The 19059-nt window shown below is 72.2% G+C and carries 21 protein-coding genes; 12 read left to right on the top strand and 9 right to left on the bottom strand.

The features are described from left to right. Positions 1-625: AAA family ATPase (locus JWP64_RS20635; RefSeq protein ID WP_297499635.1), on the top strand; the 625-nt coding region annotated here is incomplete at its 5' end. Between the two features lie 116 nt (positions 626-741). Here JWP64_RS20635 and JWP64_RS20630 read toward each other — a convergent pair. Both JWP64_RS20630 and JWP64_RS20625 read right to left on the bottom strand, forming a co-directional pair. Further along, a complete protein-coding gene (locus JWP64_RS20630) occupies positions 742-1512 on the bottom strand; it encodes a sulfite exporter TauE/SafE family protein (RefSeq protein WP_297499633.1) in 771 nt (256 codons plus the stop codon). Positions 1513-1682: 170 nt separating this feature from the next. Further along, positions 1683-3284, bottom strand: a complete 1602-nt coding sequence (locus tag JWP64_RS20625; protein WP_297499631.1) for an alkaline phosphatase D family protein — start codon at positions 3282-3284, stop codon at positions 1683-1685. A 172-nt stretch (positions 3285-3456) separates the two neighbouring features. Here JWP64_RS20625 and JWP64_RS20620 point away from each other — a divergent pair, with 172 nt between their 5' ends. Continuing rightward, a complete protein-coding gene (locus JWP64_RS20620) occupies positions 3457-3855 on the top strand; it encodes a VOC family protein (protein WP_297499629.1) in 399 nt (132 codons plus the stop codon). On the opposite strand, the gene JWP64_RS20615 is transcribed toward JWP64_RS20620, so the two are convergent. Together JWP64_RS20615 and JWP64_RS20610 are read right to left on the bottom strand one after the other, a co-directional pair. Further along, entirely contained in the window at positions 3795-4571 is a 777-nt protein-coding gene (locus tag JWP64_RS20615; RefSeq protein ID WP_297499627.1) for an AraC family transcriptional regulator, read from the bottom strand. The two genes, JWP64_RS20620 and JWP64_RS20615, sit on opposite strands and share 61 nt — an antisense overlap. Before the next feature lie 140 nt (positions 4572-4711). Further along, complete coding sequence (locus tag JWP64_RS20610; RefSeq protein ID WP_297499625.1) at positions 4712-5266, bottom strand: YceI family protein; 555 nt, start codon at positions 5264-5266, stop codon at positions 4712-4714. A 91-nt stretch (positions 5267-5357) separates the two neighbouring features. Between JWP64_RS20610 and JWP64_RS20605 the strand changes: the two genes are divergently transcribed. Both JWP64_RS20605 and lpdA read left to right on the top strand, forming a co-directional pair. Continuing rightward, a complete protein-coding gene (locus JWP64_RS20605; protein WP_297499623.1) occupies positions 5358-5906 on the top strand; it encodes a MarR family transcriptional regulator in 549 nt (182 codons plus the stop codon). Between the two features lie 109 nt (positions 5907-6015). Continuing rightward, complete coding sequence (lpdA, locus tag JWP64_RS20600; protein WP_297499621.1) at positions 6016-7419, top strand: dihydrolipoyl dehydrogenase; 1404 nt, start codon at positions 6016-6018, stop codon at positions 7417-7419. Positions 7420-7496: 77 nt separating this feature from the next. Here the strand turns inward: lpdA and JWP64_RS20595 are convergent, their stop codons facing one another. Further along, positions 7497-8042, bottom strand: coding sequence for an NUDIX domain-containing protein (locus JWP64_RS20595; protein WP_297499619.1), 546 nt, complete (start codon positions 8040-8042; stop codon positions 7497-7499). Between the two features lie 127 nt (positions 8043-8169). Between JWP64_RS20595 and dop the strand changes: the two genes are divergently transcribed. The 4 genes from dop (at position 8170) to prcA (ending at position 11953) form a co-directional block, all read left to right on the top strand. Next, positions 8170-9669 (top strand): depupylase/deamidase Dop, encoded by a 1500-nt coding sequence (gene dop, locus JWP64_RS20590; protein WP_297499641.1) that lies wholly within the window; start codon positions 8170-8172, stop codon positions 9667-9669. A 200-nt stretch (positions 9670-9869) separates the two neighbouring features. Continuing rightward, on the top strand, positions 9870-10067 hold the full coding sequence (locus tag JWP64_RS20585) for a ubiquitin-like protein Pup (protein ID WP_297499617.1): 198 nt from the start codon (positions 9870-9872) through the stop codon (positions 10065-10067). 131 nt (positions 10068-10198) lie between these two features. Then, a complete protein-coding gene (gene prcB, locus JWP64_RS20580) occupies positions 10199-11104 on the top strand; it encodes a proteasome subunit beta (RefSeq protein ID WP_297499615.1) in 906 nt (301 codons plus the stop codon). Between the two features lie 51 nt (positions 11105-11155). After that, entirely contained in the window at positions 11156-11953 is a 798-nt protein-coding gene (gene prcA / locus JWP64_RS20575) for a proteasome subunit alpha (RefSeq protein ID WP_297499613.1), read from the top strand. Positions 11954-12025: 72 nt separating this feature from the next. Here prcA and JWP64_RS20570 read toward each other — a convergent pair whose 3' ends face one another. From JWP64_RS20570 to JWP64_RS20560, 3 genes are all read right to left on the bottom strand, one after another. Next, positions 12026-12394, bottom strand: a complete 369-nt coding sequence (locus JWP64_RS20570) for a VOC family protein (RefSeq protein WP_297499612.1) — start codon at positions 12392-12394, stop codon at positions 12026-12028. A gap of 80 nt (positions 12395-12474) precedes the next feature. Further along, a complete protein-coding gene (fdhD, locus tag JWP64_RS20565; RefSeq protein WP_297499610.1) occupies positions 12475-13302 on the bottom strand; it encodes a formate dehydrogenase accessory sulfurtransferase FdhD in 828 nt (275 codons plus the stop codon). A 39-nt stretch (positions 13303-13341) separates the two neighbouring features. After that, the gene (locus JWP64_RS20560; RefSeq protein ID WP_297499608.1) at positions 13342-14958 is read right to left on the bottom strand and encodes a phosphatase PAP2 family protein; all 1617 of its coding nucleotides are present in this window, start codon (positions 14956-14958) and stop codon (positions 13342-13344) included. A gap of 42 nt (positions 14959-15000) precedes the next feature. On the opposite strand from JWP64_RS20560, the gene pafA reads away from it, so the two are divergent. Continuing rightward, entirely contained in the window at positions 15001-16362 is a 1362-nt protein-coding gene (gene pafA / locus JWP64_RS20555) for a Pup--protein ligase (RefSeq protein ID WP_297499606.1), read from the top strand. Positions 16363-16414: 52 nt separating this feature from the next. On the opposite strand, the gene JWP64_RS20550 is transcribed toward pafA, so the two are convergent. Continuing rightward, positions 16415-16663 carry a hypothetical protein gene (locus tag JWP64_RS20550; protein ID WP_297499604.1) on the bottom strand — a complete coding sequence of 83 codons (249 nt, stop codon included), beginning with the start codon at positions 16661-16663 and terminating at the stop codon, positions 16415-16417. Positions 16664-16860: 197 nt separating this feature from the next. Between JWP64_RS20550 and JWP64_RS20545 the strand changes: the two genes are divergently transcribed. The 3 genes from JWP64_RS20545 to JWP64_RS20535 are packed head-to-tail and all read left to right on the top strand — an operon-like array spanning position 16861 to position 19039. Continuing rightward, on the top strand, positions 16861-17856 hold the full coding sequence (locus JWP64_RS20545; RefSeq protein ID WP_297499602.1) for a WYL domain-containing protein: 996 nt from the start codon (positions 16861-16863) through the stop codon (positions 17854-17856). Then, the gene (locus JWP64_RS20540; protein WP_297499600.1) at positions 17853-18851 is read left to right on the top strand and encodes a YafY family protein; all 999 of its coding nucleotides are present in this window, start codon (positions 17853-17855) and stop codon (positions 18849-18851) included. The genes JWP64_RS20545 and JWP64_RS20540 overlap by 4 nt, the downstream gene beginning before the upstream one ends. Then, positions 18848-19039 (top strand): hypothetical protein, encoded by a 192-nt coding sequence (locus JWP64_RS20535; protein ID WP_297499598.1) that lies wholly within the window; start codon positions 18848-18850, stop codon positions 19037-19039. Before JWP64_RS20540 ends, JWP64_RS20535 begins: the two co-directional genes overlap by 4 nt. The last annotated feature ends 20 nt before the right edge of the window (positions 19040-19059 follow it).

Genomic DNA, 19059 nt, shown 5'->3' with positions numbered 1-19059 from the left:
CGTCGAGGGCCTGGAGAACGTCATCGTCATCGGCGCCTCCAACCGCGAGGACATGATCGACCCCGCGATCCTCCGGCCCGGCCGGCTGGACGTGAAGATCAAGATCGAGCGGCCGGACGCCGAGGCGGCGCAGGACATCTTCTCGAAGTACCTCACCGAGACGCTGCCCGTGCACGAGGACGACATGGCGGAGTTCGGCGGCAACCGCAAGGCCTGCATGGACGCGATGATCCAGCGGGTCGTCGAGCGGATGTACGACGAGTCCGAGGAGAACAGGTTCCTCGAGGTCACCTACGCCAACGGTGACAAGGAGACCCTGTACTTCAAGGACTTCAACTCCGGCGCGATGATCCAGAACATCGTCGACCGGGGGAAGAAGTCCGCGATCAAGTCGGTCCTGGAGACGGGGCAGGGCGGCCTGCGGGTCCAGCACCTGCTCACCGCCATCATCGACGAGTTCGCCGAGAACGAGGACCTGCCCAACACGACCAACCCGGACGACTGGGCACGGATCTCGGGCAAGAAGGGGGAGCGGATCGTCTACATCCGCACCCTGGTCACCGGCAAGAACGACGCCACCGGCCGCGCGATCGACACCGCGTCGAACACCGGCCAGTACCTGTAGGCACCCGCACCACCCCGGAAGGTCCCGCCGACACCGTCGGCGGGGCCTTCCGTCGTTCCGGAGACCCGGCGAGGGTGGCCGCCGGGACGCCCCTCCGTTTCGCCGTGTCGTCGCACCTACGCCGGGCGCAGCAGGTTCACGATCGCGAGCAGGCCGACCACGACGATGACCGCCCGCAGCACCGGTTGCGGGAGTCTGCGCCCGATCCTGGACCCGATCAGGCCACCCACGGTCGACCCCACCGCGATCAGCGCCACCACCCGCCAGTCCACCTGGCCCGGCGCCACCACGAGGAACGTCACGGCGGCCACGGTGTTCACCGCCGTGACGAGTCCGTTCTTGAGCGCGTTGAGCCGCTGCAGCGACTCGGTCATCAGCGTGCCCAGCACGCCGACGAGCAGGATGCCCTGCGCGCCACCGAAGTAGCCGCCGTAGACGCCGACCAGCGCGGTCGCGACCATCGCGCCGGGCCCGATGTCGGCGCGGGCCTGGCGTCCGTCGCGCCGCCGGGCCAGCCTTCGCTGGATCCACGGCTGCAGCGCGACCAGGACGACCGCCACCGCGATCAGCACCGGCACCACCGACCGGAACGCCGACGCAGGCAGTACGAGTAGCAGCACCGCGCCGACGACGCCACCGAGCACCGACATCGACCCGAGCACCAGCAGCCGTCGCCGCTGGTCGGCGAGCTCCCGGCGGTACCCCCATACGCTGGCGACCCCCCCGGGCACCAGCCCGATGTTGTTCGAGATGTTCGCCGTCACCGGCGGGATCCCGAACGCCAGCAGCGTCGGGAACGTGATGAGCGACCCGGAGCCGACCGCGGCGTTGATCGTGCCCGCCGCGGTACCGGCCACCAGGATCAGCGCAGCTTCGAGCGGATCCATCCCTGCACCCTCCCCCGCGGAGGGGGTGATCGGGCTATGGGGTGCGCCACGCGAGCAACCTTTCCGACGGGCCCGGGCGTCGTCGTCCCCACGCGATCGATTCGATGATCGGACGGCAGGAGCAGAAGATCCTGCGCCACGAGGGCGCCGTACAGCGGCTGAGTACGGCGTCAGGCCTGCTGCAACCCCGCCTTCCGGTCCTCGATCACGAAGCTCGCCCGCGTCTCGGCCGGGGCGCCGGGCGTCTTCACATAGGGCACGACGCGGAAGTCGGCCTTGACCTCCGACGCCGAGAACCGCGTGCGGACGTAGCCGCGGCGGTTGTTGTAGAAGCGGATGTGCGGGTTCTCGGCCAGGGTCGTGGCCGTGCCGGACTGGGTCTCCGAGCCGTCGCCGCCGGAGGTGATGGAGCTCGACACCAGTTCCGAGCCGACCACGGGTGATGCCGGGTCGTCGAAGCGCTGCTTGATGTCGGCGGCCCAGTGCGCGTGCACGTCACCGGTGAGGACGACGAGGTTGCGGGCCTCGGCCTCGACCCACGAGTCGACGACGCGGTTGCGCGAGCCGGGGTAGCCGTCCCACGCGTCAGGGTTGAAGCCCCGGCCCGCGCCCGGGGTGAAGTCGACCTGGGAGAAGAACACCTGCTGGCCCAGCACGTCCCAGCGGGCGCGGGAGCGTCGGAAGCCGTCGGCGACCCAGCGCTCCTGGTCCGAGCCGGGCAGCGACCGCTTCTCGTCCGAGCGGGCGGTGCAGTCGGTGTTGAACTTGTCGTCGCACGGCTGGTCGCCGCGGTACTGGCGAGTGTCGAGCATGTGGAAGGTGGTGAGCCGGCCCCAGCCGACGCGCCGGTAGAGCTGCATGTCCTGGCCCTTGGGACGCTGGGCACGGCGCAGCGGCATGTTCTCCCAGTACGCCTGCAGGCCCGCGGCGCGGCGGGTCGGGAAGTCGCCGGACGGGGCGAGCGGCACCTCGCGGACGTCGTCGGCCCAGTTGTTCTCGATCTCGTGGTCGTCGAACACCACGAGCCACGGCGCGGAGGCGTGCGCGGCCTGCAGGTCGGCGTCGGTCTTGTACTGGGCGTAGCGCTGCCGGTAGTTCGCCAGCGTCGTGGTCTCGGGGCCGACGTGGTCGCGCACGTTGCCGCCGGGCGCCACGTACTTCCCGGCCGCGTACTCGTACTGGTAGTCCCCGACGTGCAGGATCAGGTCGGACTCCTCCTCGGCCATCCGCTTGTAGGCCGTGAAGTAGCCGTGCTCGTACTGCGAGCAGGACGTGAAGCACATGGTGAACGGCGCCATCGAGGAGCCGCCGGGCGTGGTGCGGGTGCGCCCGACGGGCGAGACCTGGTTGCCGGCCCTGAACCGGTAGAAGTACTCCCGGCCCGAGGACAACCCGGCGAGCTCGGCGTGCACGCTGTGGCCCAGCTCGGGGCCGGTGGTCTCCCGGCCGCGGCGCACGATCTTGCGGAACCGCTCGTCGGACGCCAGTTCCCACTCGACCTCGGTCCTGCCCTTGCCCATACCGCCGAGACCGTCCTCGGCCAGCGGGTCGCGGGCCAGGCGGGTCCACAGGACCATGCCGTCCGGAGCGGGCTCGCCCGAGGCGACGCCGAGGGTGAAGGGGCTGCCCTTCGGGGCGGCCGGGGCGGCGGAGGCGGAACCGGTCAGGCCGAGCAGTGCGGGGCCGGGCACGGCGAGCAGGGCCGAGGCGGTGAGGCCGGCGCGCAGCACCGCGCGCCTGCTGTGGGCGGAGCTCAGCACGTCGGAGGTCACGCAGCGCAGCGTCCGTCACCCGTTGGAGCAGGATGTGGCGTCGGCGGCATTCACGGTGAACAGCGAGCGTCCGTTCGGACGTACTGACGTGCCCCGCGTGCGGGACTTCGCGGCGTTCTGGCCTGTCCGATTCGTTCACGACCGGTCGGCGGGCCCTGGCTACGGTCCGGGCATGGGAATCCGCGCATCGTCCACCGTGATCGAGACCGTCACCTCCGACCTGGCGAAGGCCCTCGCCTTCTACCGGACCCTGGGTCTCGACATCCCCGAGGGCGCCGACGGCGAGCCGCACGTCGAGGTGCCCCTGCCCGGCGGCGGGAAGCTCGCCTTCGACACCGAGGCGACCCTCCGCAGCTTCATGCCGGACTGGACCCCGCCCACCGGGTCCGGGCGGCTGGCACTGGCGTTCGGTTTCGACTCGCCCGCCGAGGTCGACGCCGCGTACTCCGCGATCGTCGGGGCGGGGCACCGCAGCGAGCTGAAGCCCTTCGACACGCCCTGGGGCCAGCGCTACGCGACGGTGCTGGATCCGGACGGCAACGGCGTCGACCTGTTCGCACCGCTGGCCTGAGGGCCGGCGAGCGGGGCCGGAGCGAGGCGCGAGGGGCTGAGCCCCGCGAAGGACCGGACCTCGCGGCTGAGGTGCGGCTGGTCCGCGTACCCGGCCCGGGCCGCCACCTCCGCCGGTGGGAGGCCCGCGCGTAGCAGGGCCACGGCCCGTCGGAACCTCAGGACCCGGCGGAGCACGGCCGGCCCGTACCCGAAGACGGCCCCGCTGTGCCGGTTCAGCGAGCGGGTGGTGACTCCGAGGGCGTCCGCCACCTCGGACACCGGCGCCCCCGCGGCGAGCCGCCGGGTGACCTGGTGGACGGCCGCAGGGGTCCACGGCGCGGTCTCCGCGGCCCGGTCCCCGGCGGCCATTCCGGCGGCGAGCCACCGGAGGGTCGGAAGAGGATCGGCGCCGCCGCCCAGCCGCGCGGCCGCCTCGCGCCCCGGCCCGGGCCGGAGATCCGCCAGCGGGACCCGGTCGCCGCGCAGCTCCGCGGCCGGCACGCCCAGCAGCCCGGGCAGCGTGCCGGGCCGGAAACGCAGGCCGCTCGCGGATCCCGCGTCGCTGGTGAACGCCTGGACGTCCGGCCCCGCGACCAGCAACTCCGTCCCCGTCCACACGAGGTCCATGCAGCCGTCGGGCAGGACCTGGCGCCGGTACCCGGCGGGGGCCGACGTCGTCCAGCCGCACTCCACCAGCTCGCCCAGCGACGGCGGGGGAGGGCACTCGCGGTACACGCCGGCCACGGTAGCGGCCGACCCCGACGGTTCCGGCGAACACGACGGAGCCCGAACACGACGGAGCCCCGTCCACGCGAGGTGGGCGGGGCTCCGGTGTCCGGTCCGCGAGGGAGGTCGGCTCCGCGGACCGTGCAGGATCAGGCCGCGCGCAGGACGCCCTCGATCTCGAGGGTGATCGCGATCTTCTCGGAGACGACCACGCCGCCGCCGTCGAGCGGCATGGCGATGTCGACGCCGAAGTCGTTGCGGTTGATCGTGGTGGTGGCGGTGAAGCCGCAGCGGGTGCCGCCCCACGCGTCCGGCCCGAAGCCGCCGAGCTCCAGGTTCAGGGAGACGGGCTTGGTGACACCCTTGATCGTGAGGTCGCCGTTGACCTTGTAGTCGGCGCCGTCGGCCTCGATGCCGGTGGAGACGAAGGTCCACTCCGGGTGGGTCTCGACCTCGAAGAAGTCCGCGGACTTGATGTGGCCGTCGCGCTGCTCGCTGTTGGTGTCGATCGAGGTGGCGTCGATCTTCGCGGTGACCGAGGAGCCCTCGAAGGTCTCACCGGTGACGATCTCGCCGGAGAAGTTCGCGAAGCGGCCCTTCACCTTGCTGACCATCATGTGCCGGACGGAGAAGGAGATGTCCGAGTGGGACAGGTCGATGTCCCACGTGCCCACGACGTAGCCGGGGATCTGGGTGGTGGTCATGCGGGTGCCTCCAGAAGATAGTTGAACTCTCAGGTGTTCGTTGACCAAGTTAGCTATAGTGGGTTGAGCGCTCAACCATAATGGAGGTGACATGGAGCACACTCGCTGGCTCGACGACGCCGAGCAGCGCACCTGGCGTGGCTTCCTCACCGCGAATCGTCTGCTGTTCGAGCGCGTCGAGCGCCAGCTGCAGAACGAGGCACGGATGCCGCACGCGTACTTCGAGATCCTCGTCCGGCTGTCCGAGGCTCCCGACCGCACCCTACGCATGAGCCGGCTGGCCGAGACGTCCCTGTCCTCCCGCAGCAGGCTCTCGCACGCCGTCGCCCGCCTGGAGCAGGCCGGATGGGTGCGCCGCATCGCGTGCCCGACCGATCGGCGCGGCTCCTTCGCGGAGCTGACGGACGCCGGGATGGCGGCCCTGGAGGAGGCGGCGCCGGGCCACGTCGAGACCGTCCGGTCGTTGCTCTTCGACGCCCTGACCCCGGAGCAGCAGGCCTCGCTGCGGGAGATCAGCGAGGCCGTCGTGGCCCACCTGACGGACTCGCCGGTGTGGCCCGCGGACGGCGACGAGGAGTGCGCGGGGGACACCCCCGCGGACGAGGCGGACGAGGCGGACTGCCCGGAACGATCCGGGTGACGCCGCGCCGGGTGAGGCTCGACACGCCCGGGGGTACTCCCGGGCGCCTGCGGGCGCCGGGTCCTCACCAGGCGCAACACGTGCCGGCGCGGCGTCCTAGGCTGAGCCCATGCCTCATTTCGACGTCGTCGTTCTCGGAGCCGGTCCCGGTGGTTACGTGGCAGCGATCCGCGCTGCTCAGCTCGGCAAGAGCGTGGCCGTCGTCGAGGAGAAGTACTGGGGCGGGGTGTGCCTGAACGTGGGCTGCATCCCGTCGAAGGCGCTCCTGCGCAACGCCGAGCTCGCCCACCTGGTGACCAAGGAGGCGAAGACCTTCGGCATCTCGGGAGACGTCTCCTTCGACTTCGGGGCGGCGTTCGACCGCAGCCGCACGGTCGCGGACGGCCGGGTCAAGGGCGTCCACTTCCTGATGAAGAAGAACAAGATCACCGAGTTCGACGGGCGGGGTTCCTTCACCGACCCGAACACCCTCGAGGTCGCGCTCACCAAGGGCGGCTCGGAGACCGTGACGTTCGACAACGCGATCATCGCGACCGGCGCCACGACCAAGCTGCTGCCCGGCACGTCCCTCTCGGAGCGGGTCGTGACCTACGAGGAGCAGATCACCACGCGGGACCTCCCCGGCAGCATCATCATCGCGGGCGCCGGGGCGATCGGCGTCGAGTTCGCGTACGTGCTGTCGAACTACGGCGTGAAGGTCACGATCGTCGAGTTCCTGGACCGGCTGCTGCCGCTCGAGGACGCCGACGTGTCCAAGGAGCTCGGCAAGCGCTACAAGAAGCTGGGTGTCGAGGTCCTGACCTCCACCCGCGTCGAGAAGATCGACGACTCGGGCGAGCAGGTCACCGTCACGGTCACCGACGCCAAGGGCACCCGGGACCTCAAGGCGGACAAGGTCATGCAGGCCATCGGCTTCCAGCCGCGGGTCGAGGGCTTCGGCCTGGACAAGACCGGTGTGGAGCTCACCGAGCGCGGCGCCATCGCGATCGACGACCGCATGCGCACGTCGGTCCCGCACATCTTCGCGATCGGCGACGTCACCGCGAAGCTGATGCTGGCGCACGTCGGCGAGGCGCAGGGTGTCGTGGCCGCGGAGACGATCGCGGACGCGGAGACCCAGGAGCTCGACTACGTGATGATGCCGCGGGCCACCTTCTGCCAGCCGCAGGTCGCGAGCTTCGGCTACACCGAGGCCCAGGCCAGGGAGCTCGCGGAGGACAAGGGCTGGAAGGTCAAGGTCGCCCAGTTCCCGTTCACCGCGAACGGCAAGGCGCAGGGGCTGGGCGAGCCCGGCGGGTTCGTCAAGCTGATCGCGGACGAGACCTACGGCGAGCTGCTCGGCGGGCACCTCATCGGCCCGGAGGTCACCGAGCTGCTGCCGGAGCTGACCCTGGCTCAGAAGTGGGACCTCACGGCCACGGAGCTGGCCCGCAACGTGCACGCCCACCCGACGCTGAGCGAGGCCCTGCAGGAGGCGATCCACGGCCTCGCCGGGCACATGATCAATTTCTGACCCTGCGGGGCCACTGACGCTGGAGTGGCTCAAGCAGCGTTGCGTGGCGCTTGAGCCACTCCAGCGGCGGTCCGGGGCTACGGCAGCTCCGCGAGGCGGCGCTCGGCCAGGACCCGGCTGTCCGGGGCGAAGGGGCGGCTCCGGTCCGCCAGGAGGGCGCGGAGCTCGTCGAGGGCCATCCATCTGCCCTCCGCCACCTCGCTCTCCTGCAGCGTCACCGGGCCGTCCCAGAACGCCTCGTAGGCGAACAGGTGCGCCCGCAGCCCGGCCGGCCCGGAGCCCAGCCCGGTGCCCGGGCCGGACTCCCAGGCCGTCGAGAACAGCGGCGTCAGCGCGACGCCCGTGACCCCGAGCTCCTCGGCGAGCTCGCGGCGCGCGGTCTCGGCGGGAGTCTCCCCGGGATCGACGACCCCGCCCGCCACGCAGTCCCACATCCCGGCCATGACGAGCTTGTCGTCCGAACGCCGGTGCACGAAGATCCGCTCGCCGTCGCCGCTGCGCAGCAGGACCCCCGCGCTCCCGTGCCACAGCGAACGCGCGTAGACCACCCGCCGGGACTCCGCGCCGATCTGCGCACCTGACGCGTCGTACAGGGCGATCCGCTCGTCTCCAGGCTCGGGCACGCCGCAATCCTCGCAACGTCGGCGTCGTCGGCGCGTGCCGGGCCGGGCCCGCGAGTTAGGCTCTGGCCATGTACTTCGATGGTGGGCACTCCCACGCCGGCGAGACGTCGTGACCGCTCGCAGGATCATGGGCACCGAGGTCGAGTACGGCATCTCCGTGCCCGGCGACTCGACCGCCAACCCGGTCATCACGTCCACACAGATCGTGCTGGCCTACGCGGCCGCGCAGGACATCCCCCGTTCCCGGCGCGCGCGCTGGGACTACGAGGTCGAGTCCCCGCTGCGCGACGCCCGCGGGTTCGACCTGTCCGCGCCCACCCTGGCCAGCCAGGGCGAGTCGGAGCTGGACGACCTCGGCGCCGCCAACGTGATCCTCACCAACGGCGCCCGGCTCTACGTCGACCACGCGCACCCCGAGTTCTCCACCCCCGAGGTCCTCACGCCGCGGGACGTCGTGATCTGGGACAAGGCGGGGGAGCGGGTGATGGAGGAGGCCGCGATGCGCGCCGCCACCGTCCCCGGCGCGCCGCGCATCCAGCTCTACAAGAACAACGTGGACGGCAAGGGGGCGAGCTACGGCTCGCACGAGAACTACCTGATGGCCCGGCAGACGACGTTCCCGTCGATCGTCGGCGGCCTCACGCCGTTCTTCGTGTCCCGCCAGGTCGTGACCGGTGCCGGCCGGGTCGGCATCGGCCCGCAGGGCGACGAGGAGGGCTACCAGCTCTCCCAGCGCGCGGACTACATCGAGGTCGAGGTCGGCCTGGAGACCACCCTCAAGCGCGGAATCATCAACACCCGCGACGAGCCGCACGCGGACGCGGACAAGTACCGCCGGCTGCACGTCATCATCGGCGACGCCAACATGAGCGAGTACTCCACGCTGCTCAAGGTCGGCACCGCCGCGCTGGTCCTGGACATGATCGAGGCCGGGGTCCGGTTCGACGAGCTGCGCCTGGCCGAGCCGGTCCGCGCGGTCCACCAGATCAGCCACGACCCGTCGCTGAAGCAGACCGTCGAGCTGGCGGACGGGCGCAAGCTGACGGGCGTCGAGCTGCAGTGGGCCTACCACGAGAAGGCCCTCAAGCACGTCGAGAACATTCAGGGCGCGGACGTGGACCCGGACACCGCCGAGGTCCTGCAGCTGTGGGGCGAGGTCCTCGACGACCTGTCCACGGACCCGATGAGGACCGCGGACCGCCTGGACTGGACGGCCAAGCTGCGCCTGCTCAACGGGTACCGGGAGCGGGACAACCTGGCCTGGAGCTCGGGCCGGCTCGCGCTCGTCGACCTGCAGTACACCGACGTCAGGCTGGCGAAGGGCCTGTACAACCGGCTCGTCACCCGCGGCTCGATGAAGCGGCTGATCAGCGAGGATCAGGTCGAGAACGCGATCCAGAACCCGCCGGAGGACACCCGCGCGTACTTCCGCGGCCGGTGTCTGGAGCGGTACCCGTCCGAGGTCGCCGCGGCGTCCTGGGACTCGGTGATCTTCGACCTGGGCCGGGAGTCCCTCGTCCGCATCCCGACGCTGGAGCCGCTGCGCGGGACCCGCCGGCACGTGGGCGAGCTGATCGACGCCTCGCGCACGGCCGAGGAGCTCGTCACCGCCCTCACCAAGGGCTGACGGGCCCGGCGAGGACCGAGGTAGTCGGGCTCACCCTGCCCGCGAGGTGGGGGAAGATCGCGACGCGCCCGCCGTAACCGTCGCGTTCGCGGGCGTGTCGGTCATCCGCTAGGTAGTGTCTGGTCACCGGACCCCATACCGGCGCGGCGCCGAGGTCACGACGCCGCGGTGGTGGGGCCTAGGCGCGAGGAGGAAGCGTCATGTCGCAGGAGCAGACGAAACGTCAGGGCGGTGGCGGCGGCGACGACGAGGACGGCGCGGACGCGTCGGCCGCGGGCCAGGAACGTCGGGAGAAGCTGGGCGAGGACGTGGACACGATCCTCGACGAGATCGACGACGTTCTCGAGGAGAACGCCGAGGACTTCGTCCGAGCCTACGTGCAGAAGGGCGGCGAATAGCCGCACCTGCTCCGGACGGGCCGGGTTCCGCTGGTGCACAGCGGGGCCCGGCCCGTCCCGGATGCACCGCCGTCTCCTTCCCGGAGCCCCTCATCCGAGAGCTACGCACGACGAAAGGCACCCAACCGACCATGGAGTTCCGCCAGCAGGGCACCCCCGGCCTGTTCTCCGGACAGCCGCCCGTCGGCCCCGGGCCCGTCGGCCACGAGAGTGCGTTCCGGGCGCTCGGTGAGACGTCCTTCACGAACTACCTCGCGGCCACCCAGCCGCACCTGCTCCCCGGCCGGCTGCCCGAGCACGCGACGCGCGCGCAGGCGTCCGGGCCCGAGGCGCTGGGCGTCCCGCACGGCACCACGATCGTCGCGCTGCAGTTCGCCGAGGGCGTGGTCATCGCCGGTGACCGCCGGGCCACCGCCGGGAACGTCATCGCGCAGCGGGACATCGAGAAGATCTTCATCACGGACTCGCACTCGGCCGTGGGCATCGCGGGCTCCGCGGGCATCGCGATCGAGATGGTGCGGCTCTACAGCGTCGAGCTGGAGCACTACGAGAAGATCGAGGGCGTCGTCATGTCCCTCGACGGCAAGGCCAACCGGCTCGCGGGGATGGTGCGCGGGAACCTCGGCGCGGCCATGCAGGGATTCGTCGTCGTCCCGCTGTTCGCCGGGTACGACCTGGACCAGCCGGACCCGGCCAAGGCCGGCCGGATCATCACCTACGACGCCACCGGCGGGCGGTACGAGGAGCACCTCGGCTACCACTCCGTCGGCTCGGGCTCGGTCTTCGCGAAGTCCTCGATGAAGAAGCTGCACAGCACCTCGGCGGACCTCGCGACGACGGTGCGGACCGCTATCGAGGCGCTCTACGACGCCGCGGACGACGACACCGCCACCGGCGGCCCGGACACGATCCGCAAGATCTACCCCATCGTCGTCAGCATCACCGGTCCCGAGGGCGCCGTGCGGCGGCCCAAGGACGAGATCGCCGCCGTCGTCGACCAGGTCGTCGCCGGGCGGACGGAGAAGCCGGCCGGCTGAGCCGCCCCGCTGACGAGCCGGCCGCATGATCATGATCAGGAGCGCTCCCCGATGACGATGCCGTTCTACTCCTCCGTCGACCAGCTGCTGCGCGACCGCTCGGAGCTCGCCCGCAAGGGCATCTCCCGCGGCCGCAGCGTCGTGGTCATGACCTATGCCGACGGCGTGCTGTTCGTCGCCGAGAACCACTCGACGGCCCTGCACAAGGTCTCCGAGATCTACGACCGGATCGGCTTCGCCGCGGTCGGACGCTACAACGAGTTCGAGGGGCTGCGCACCGCCGGCATCCGGCTCGCGGACTCCCGCGGCTACTCCTACGACCGGGTCGACGTGACCGGGCGCTGGCTCGCGAACACCTACGCCCAGTTCATGGGGACGGCGTTCATCGAGCAGCAGAAGCCGTTCGAGGCCGAGATCTGCGTGGCCGAGGTCGGCGACACGGCCGCGGGGGACCAGCTCTACCGGATCACCTACGACGGTTCGATCACCGACGAGCCCGAGTTCGTGGTCATGGGCGGGACGACCGAACCGATCAGCACGAAGCTCAAGGACACCTACTCGACGGGACTGGAGCTCGCCGCGGCGATCGGCGTCGCCGTCGAGGGGTTGCAGGCCGCACCCGCTCCCGGCAGCGGCAACGGGAGCGCCGGCGAGGCGCGCACCCTCGGGGTGAGCGCGCTGGAGATTGCGATCCTGGACCGGAGTCGTTCGCGGCGCACGTTCCGCCGGCTCGAGGGCCCGGTGCTCCGCGAGCTGCTGCCCGCGGCGAACCGCGCTTCGGACGAGCCGACCCCGGGCGGCGAGGTCGCGGGCGGGGACGAGGCACCGGCGGGCGGCGTCGCGAGCTGAGAGTCCGGCGCGGAACGGTGCGCAGCGCGCTCTGCGCACCGATACGCCCGGGTCACGGGTGGACGCAGGGTTTCACGGGTAGCTGCGCAGCTCCACGCCGTTCCCGTCCGGGTCCCGCAGATAGATGCCTCGGCCCTGGCCCCGGGCCCCGAACAGGTCCTTCGGGCCCGCCACGCCGTGTCCCGCGGCCAGCGCGGTAAGCCCCGCGTCGTCGAGGTCCACGACGAACGCCGTGTGCTCCAGGTTCGTCCCGGTCCGCTCGCCCCGCAGCACATCGATGATCGTGGTGGGGGAGACGCGCAGCGACGCGAACGGCACCTCGCCGCGCCGCCACTGCTCCAGCCGCTCGGGTCGCAGGCCGAGCACGGTGCGGTACCAGTCGATCAGCCGCTCCGGTTCGGGCGTGACGAGCACGATGTGGTCAAGGGCCTCGATGCGCACGCCCCGAGACTAGGGTCTGTCCTGCCGATCTTCGCCGAGCGCGCGGCGTTCCAGGTCCGTCAGGGCCGGCCACGAGCCGATCAGACCTCGATCCGCTGGGACCCCGTGTACACGTTCCCGGCCCCGTCCCGGAGGAAGCCGACCAGCGTCATCCCGGCCTCGGCGGCCAGCTCGGCCGCCAGCGACGACGGTGCGGACACCGCCGCGAGCACCGGCACCCCGGCCATCACGGCCTTCTGTACCAGCTCGAACGACGCCCTCCCGGACACCATCAGCACCGTTCCCGCGACGGGGACGCCGCCGGCGAGCAACGCGTGCCCGAGGACCTTGTCGACGGCGTTGTGCCGCCCGACGTCCTCCCGGGCGACGATCAGCTCGCCGTCCGCCCGGAACAGCCCGGCCGCGTGCAGTCCGCCGGTGGAGTCGAAGACCCGCTGGGCCTCGCGCAGCCGGTCCGGGAGCGTCCCGATCGTCGACCAGGGGACGCGGACGGGGTCCCCGGCGGGGGAGAAGCGGGACTTGAGCTTCACGGCGTCGAGCGAGGCCTTGCCGCACACGCCGCAGGACGACGTCGTGTAGAAGTTGCGCTCCAGCGAGCTGTCCGGGGGTTCGACGCCCGGGGCGAGCGCCACGTCGAGGACGTTGTAGGTGTTGCGGCCCTCGGCGTCGACGGAGTCGCAGTAGCGGGCCGCGGCGAGGTCCTCCGCGGAACCGATGACGCCCTCGGTGAGCAGGAAGCCGTGGGCGAGCTCGACGTCGTGGCCCGGGGTCCGCATCGTGACGCTCAGGGGCTTCCCGTCGACCCGCAGCTCCAGGGGTTCCTCGACGGCCAGGCTGTCCGGCCGCCGCCGCTGCGTCCCGTCCGCGCCCAGGCGGAGCACCGGTCGTCTCGCCGTCAGCCGTCCCATGGCCTCAAGCCTACGAGGTAAGGGCCCGTCCTCCGGACCCTAGCCATGGAAGGGCCGGTCGCGGCCGGTCCACTTGGACTCGTCGCGGCGGTAGACCGGGATCGGCTCCTTCGCGACCCGGAACGTGTACCGGCCCGCCTCCTCGACGACCTCGCCGTCCGTCGCGAGCGAGCTCGGCACCTGCAGCTCGACGTCCAGCTCGGGGGTCTCGAGCTGGGTGTAGACCCGGCTGTGCCCGAGCGCGCCGAGGATCAGCGCGCCGACGACCCGGAGCCGGGAGAACCGGACGTCCGCGCGCAGCCACCGGACGTCGAGCAGGCCCGAGTCCAGCGTCGGACGCCAGGCCGGGACGAAGCCGCGCGGGTGGTACGGGCCGTTGCCGACGAAGATGAACCAGACCTGGTGCCAGCGGCCCTCCACCTTGACGTCGACCTTCTCGGACCTGCGCAGCACCTGCACCAGCGCGACCGCGAACGCCGGCCACTTGCCCAGCCGCGGCTGCAGCTTCTCCCGCAGCCGGACGAGCTCGGGGTAGGAGCCGATCGAGGCGGTGTTGAGGAAGTAGCGGGTCCGGATGACCTCCTCGCTCGCCGGCTCGGCGCCCCGGCCGGGGTGCGCCTCCACGAGCGCGAGGTCCACGGCGACGGCCTCGCCCGCCTGCGTGGCGTCGACGGCCTCCTGCAGGTCGTAGATGCCGACGTCCCGGGCGAAGTGGTTCAGCGTCCCCGCCGGGATGACGACCAGCGGCAGGTGGTGGCGGAGCGCGACCGCGGCGACCGTGGCCACGGTGCCGTCGCCGCCCGCGGCGCCCAGGGCCTTGACCCAGCTGCAGCGCTCGGCGATCGCGGATTCGAGCTCCTCGATCAGGTCGACCCCCTCGCGCACGCGCAGCAGGTGGGCGGCGGGCAGCGCCTCGGCGATGTCGTCGGTGATGTCGTACTCGGGCGGGCCGGAGTACGGGTTGGCGACGATCACCAGGCCCTCGCCCTGCGGGAGCGCGGGAACGGAGTCGACGGGCCGGGCGCGCGCCTCGTCGGTGACCCGGGCCGGCCACCAGCGGCGGGTGGCCAGTGCGATCCCGGAGCCGACGGCCGCGCCCGCCAGCACGTCCGAGGTCCAGTGCACACCCACGTGCACCCGCGAGTACGCGACGGCCGCGGCCAGCGGGACCACCGCCGGGGCCAGCCGGGGGCTCTCGATGGCGACGGCCGTCGCGAACGCCGCCGCGGACGCCGCGTGCCCGGACGGGAACGACGAGGACGTCGGCGGGTTCGCGATCTTCTGGTAGGCGGGCAGCTCCGAGGCGGCCGGGCGGCGCCGGGGCAGCAGCGGCTTGAGGATCGCGTTGGCCGTGCCGCTGGCGCCGGCGATGGCGAGCACCCCGCGGAACGCGGCCTTGCGGGAGGCGCCGCGGCGCAGCGCCATGAGCGCGGCCAGGCCGAGCCAGAGCGTGCTGTGGTCCGCGGCCTTCGACAGGGTCTTCATGGCGTCGTCGAGGGAGCTCGGCGGGCGCTGGGCCACGGCCCGGGAGATCGCCAGGTCGAGCGCGTTGACGTCGACGGCGCGCCGGGACACGACACGCCCGACAGCGTGGACCGGACGGGTGATCCGGGCGGGCGTGTTGACACCGGCGACGCGCCGGATCCAGTCGGTCACAGGCCTGACAGTAGAGGCGTTCCTGCGCTTAGTCTGAACGGCATGCAGCGTCGGATCTTCGGGGTCGAGACCGAGTTCGGGGTCACGTGCACCTTCCACGGCCAGCGACGGTTGTCGCCGGACGAGGTGGCGCGATACCTGTTCCGCCGCGTCGTGTCGTGGGGGCGGTCGTCGAACGTCTTCCTGCGCAACGGTGCCCGCCTCTACCTGGACGTCGGTTCCCACCCGGAGTACGCGACCGCCGAGTGCGACTCCCTGAACCAGCTCGTCGCCCACGACAAGGCGGGCGAACGCATCCTCGAGGACCTCCTGGTCGACGCGGAGCGCAGGCTCGTCGACGAGGGGATCGGTGGGGACATCTACCTGTTCAAGAACAACACCGACTCCGCGGGGAACTCCTACGGCTGCCACGAGAACTACCTCGTGGCGCGGCAGGGCGAGTTCTCCCGGATCGCGGACGTGCTGCTGCCGTTCCTGGTGACGCGCCAGCTCATCTGCGGCGCGGGCAAGGTCCTGCAGACCCCGCGCGGCGCCGTGTACTGCCTCAGCCAGCGCGCCGAGCACATCTGGGAGGGCGTCTCGAGCGCCACCACCCGCTCACGCCCGATCATCAACACCCGCGACGAGCCGCACGCGGACGCCGAGCGGTACCGCCGGCTGCACGTCATCGTCGGCGACTCGAACATGAGCGAGGTGACGACCCTGCTCAAGGTCGGGTCGGCGCACCTCGTGCTCGAGATGATCGAGGCGGGCGTCCAGTTCCGGGACTTCACCCTGGACAACCCGATCCGCGCGATCCGGGAGATCAGCCACGACCTCACCGGCCGGCGCGCCGTGCGTCTGGCCGGAGGCCGCGAGGCCAGCGCGTTGGACATCCAGCGCGAGTACCACGCGCGTGCGGTCGAGCACCTGCAGGCGCGGGGCAGCGAGGACCGGACGATGGAGCGCGTCGTCGAGCTGTGGGGGCGCACGCTCGACGCGGTCGAGTCGCAGAACCTGTCGCTGATCGACCGCGAGATCGACTGGGCGATCAAGCACCGGCTCGTCGAGCGCTACCAGGCCAAGCACGACATGGACCTGGCCAGCGCCCGGGTCGCCCAGCTGGACCTCGCCTACCACGACATCCGGCGCGGCCGCGGGCTGTTCGACCTGCTGCAGCGCAAGGGCCTGGTCGAGCGGGTGACGGACGACGGCGAGATCGAGGTCGCGAAGGACACCCCGCCGCAGACCACGCGGGCCAAGCTGCGCGGGGACTTCATCGCCGCCGCGCAGGCCGCCGGCCGGGACTTCACCGTGGACTGGGTGCACCTCAAGCTGAACGACCAGGCGCAGCGCACCGTGCTGTGCAAGGACCCGTTCCGCGCGGTCGACGAGCGGGTGGACCGGCTCATCGCCTCGCTGTAGGTCGGCTCGTGCGCGGAAATCGTCGCCTGGCCACGATTTCCGCGCACGGCCTTCATTCGATCCCGGGCATCATCTGCTTCCGCAGTTCGGCGAGCATGTCCTGCACCGGCGCGGCGGCGGGCCCCGCGTGGTCCGGGGCGGAGGCGATCCCCAGAGCCGTGAGCAGGGCGGACGCGGCCTCCGCCGGGTCTCCGGTCTCGCCGAGCACCGGGTGCAGACCCTGCTCGGCGAGGTGGTGGAAGACCAGGTTGACGACACTCCACGGGTTGAAGGTCTCGACGGTGCTGTCGACCTCGCTCATGGCCCCTGCCTTCCGTTCGTTTCGCGTACCAGCCGTGTCCGGCGTCACAACCGAGCCTTGATCCGGAGCGGGTGCGCGTCAAGGTGGGCGGGCGTCCCAGGATGAGACACCGGCCCGCCCGCGGTTCAGGGTTCGGTATCGCGGCGCGTTACCCCGGTCGGCCCCGCACGCTCAGGTGTCGGCCGTACGATGCCCGCGTGTCGTCCGCTCGCGCCGAGAGACTGGTCAACCTGGTCCTCTGCCTGCTGTCGACCCGCCAGTTCCTGACGGCGGAGCGGATCCGCGCCACCGTCCCCGGTTACGCGGACGCGACGAGCGACGAGGCCTTCTTCCGGATGTTCGAGCGGGACAAGACCGAGCTGCGCGAGCTGGGCGTCCCGCTGGAGACCGGCCGGCGCTCGGCCTTCGACACCGTGGAGGGCTACCGGATCGCCCGCGGCGACTACGAGCTCGGCGACGTGGACCTCGACGCCGAGGAGGCCGCCGCCGTGGCGCTGGCCGGAAGCCTGTGGGACTCCCCGGAGCTCTCGGGCGCCGCCCACGGCGCCCTGGTCAAGCTGCGGGCCGCCGGCGTCGAGGTCGACGAGACCCGCGGCTCCGTGCAGCCCCGGGTCCGGGCGGCCGAGCCCGCGTTCGCGCCCCTGCTGGCCGCGGTCCAGGCCGGTCAGGTGGTCCGGTTCGACCACCGCCGCGGCGGGCCGACCGGGGACGTCGTGCGCCGGACCGTCGAGCCGTGGGGGGTCGTCTCGTGGCGGGGCCGCTGGTACCTCGTCGGGCACGACCGGGACCGGGCGGACGTCCGGTCGTTCCGGCTGTCGCGGGTCATCCCGCCGGTCACGGCGCTGGGGGAGCCGGGTGCGGTCACGGTCCCGCCCGGCACGGACCTCATGGCCTACGTCCGCAGCACCTTCGAGTCCGGACCGGTCACCGGGACCGCGCGGCTCTGGGTGGCCGAGGGGCAGGCGCACGGGCTGCGCCGGCTCGGCCGGGTCGTCGGGCCCCGGGAGCACGGCGGGCATCCCGGCGACGAGCTGGAGATCGACCTGCGCAGCGAGCGCACGGTGGCGCGCTGGCTGGCCGGTCACGGCCCGGACGTCGTCGTGCTGCGGCCGCCGGAGCTCGCGAAGCTCGTCCGGGACAACTGGATCGGCGTCCTCGCCGCCCACACCCCGCCGGACGGGGCGGCGCCGTGACCGGGGGCGGCGTCACGGACCGGCTGCCACGGCTGCTCAACCTCGTGCCCTACCTGCTGGCCCGCCCGGGCATCCCGATCACGGAGGCCGCCGCGGACTTCGGCATCAGCGAGCGCCAGCTGCGCCGGGACCTCGAACTGTTGTGGATGTGCGGGCTGCCCGGCTACGGGCCCGGTGACCTGGTCGACCTCTCCTTCGCCGGGGACACCGTCACCGTCACCGAGGACGCGGGGATGCGCCGGCCGCTGCGGCTCACCACGGCGGAGGCAACGGCGTTGCTGGTCGCCCTGCGCACGCTCGGCGAGGCTCCGGGCATCGTCGACACGGCCGCGGTCCGGCGCGCCACCGCCAAGATCGAGCGGGCGGTCGGGGACGCGGGACTGACGACCGTCGCCGTCGACCTGACGCGGGAGGAGGAGGCCACCACGGCCGCCGTCCGCACCGCGCTCGAGCAGCGCCGCGCCCTGCGCATCCGCTACTACACTGCGGGCCGGGACGCGGTCTCGCAGCGCGTCATCGACCCGATGCGGCTGCTGCTCGTCGAGGGCCGGGGGTACCTCGAGGCGTGGTGCCGCCGCGCCGAGGGCGTCCGGCTGTTCCGGCTGGACCGGGTGGAGGACGTCGAGAGGCTCGACGAGCCGGCCGCCCCGCCCCCGGACGCGGAACCCACCGACGTCTCGGCCGGGCTGTTCCGGCCCAGAGCGGAGCACCGGACCGCCGTGCTCGAGGTGGCCCCGGAGGCGCGGTGGATCGCCGAGTACTACCCGGTGGACGAGGTCGTCGAGCTGGACGGCGCCGCGAACGCCCCCGGGACGGCCCGGGTGCTGCTGCGCTACGCGGATCCGGGTTGGCTGGTCAGGCTCGTGCTGGGGCTCGGCGGTGGGGCCCGGGTGCTGGAACCGCCGGAGGTCGCGGCCGCGGTGGCCGAGCGGGCGCGCACCGCGCTCGCCGGACTGGACGAGGCGGCATCGCCTCAGGTGGGGAGTACGACGTGAGCGGGTTCGTGGCACCGATCCTCGTGGCGGCGGTCGGGCTGCTGGCCCTGCTGCTGCTCCTGGTGTTGCTGCTGGGGCATCTGAGGCGGCTCACCCGCAGCCTGGGTCGCCTCCGCCGCTCGACGATGTCCGGAATCGCCCCGCTTGCGGCGTCCGCGGCCGCGATCAGGGCCCGCGGGGAGCGCTGACCTCACCGTTCGAGCCGGGC

This window comes from Pseudonocardia sp. (assembly GCF_025465255.1).
Lineage (GTDB): Bacteria > Actinomycetota > Actinomycetes > Mycobacteriales > Pseudonocardiaceae > Pseudonocardia.
The sequence above is the reverse complement of the archived record's forward strand: the minus strand, read 5'-3'. Positions and strand labels throughout refer to the sequence as shown.

What these genes read in the sequence shown, in the direction of transcription:
- JWP64_RS20630 (WP_297499633.1), bottom strand. Translation starts at nt 1,512, where the DNA reads ATGGATCCGCTCGAAGCTGCGCTGATCCTGGTGGCCGGTACCGCGGCG.
- JWP64_RS20620 (WP_297499629.1), top strand. Translation starts at nt 3,457, where the DNA reads ATGGGAATCCGCGCATCGTCCACCGTGATCGAGACCGTCACCTCCGAC.
- JWP64_RS20610 (WP_297499625.1), bottom strand. Translation starts at nt 5,266, where the DNA reads ATGACCACCACCCAGATCCCCGGCTACGTCGTGGGCACGTGGGACATC.
- JWP64_RS20605 (WP_297499623.1), top strand. Translation starts at nt 5,358, where the DNA reads ATGGAGCACACTCGCTGGCTCGACGACGCCGAGCAGCGCACCTGGCGT.
- lpdA (WP_297499621.1), top strand. Translation starts at nt 6,016, where the DNA reads ATGCCTCATTTCGACGTCGTCGTTCTCGGAGCCGGTCCCGGTGGTTAC.
- dop (WP_297499641.1), top strand. Translation starts at nt 8,170, where the DNA reads ATGGGCACCGAGGTCGAGTACGGCATCTCCGTGCCCGGCGACTCGACC.
- JWP64_RS20585 (WP_297499617.1), top strand. Translation starts at nt 9,870, where the DNA reads ATGTCGCAGGAGCAGACGAAACGTCAGGGCGGTGGCGGCGGCGACGAC.
- prcB (WP_297499615.1), top strand. Translation starts at nt 10,199, where the DNA reads ATGGAGTTCCGCCAGCAGGGCACCCCCGGCCTGTTCTCCGGACAGCCG.
- prcA (WP_297499613.1), top strand. Translation starts at nt 11,156, where the DNA reads ATGACGATGCCGTTCTACTCCTCCGTCGACCAGCTGCTGCGCGACCGC.
- fdhD (WP_297499610.1), bottom strand. Translation starts at nt 13,302, where the DNA reads ATGGGACGGCTGACGGCGAGACGACCGGTGCTCCGCCTGGGCGCGGAC.
- pafA (WP_297499606.1), top strand. Translation starts at nt 15,001, where the DNA reads ATGCAGCGTCGGATCTTCGGGGTCGAGACCGAGTTCGGGGTCACGTGC.
- JWP64_RS20550 (WP_297499604.1), bottom strand. Translation starts at nt 16,663, where the DNA reads ATGAGCGAGGTCGACAGCACCGTCGAGACCTTCAACCCGTGGAGTGTC.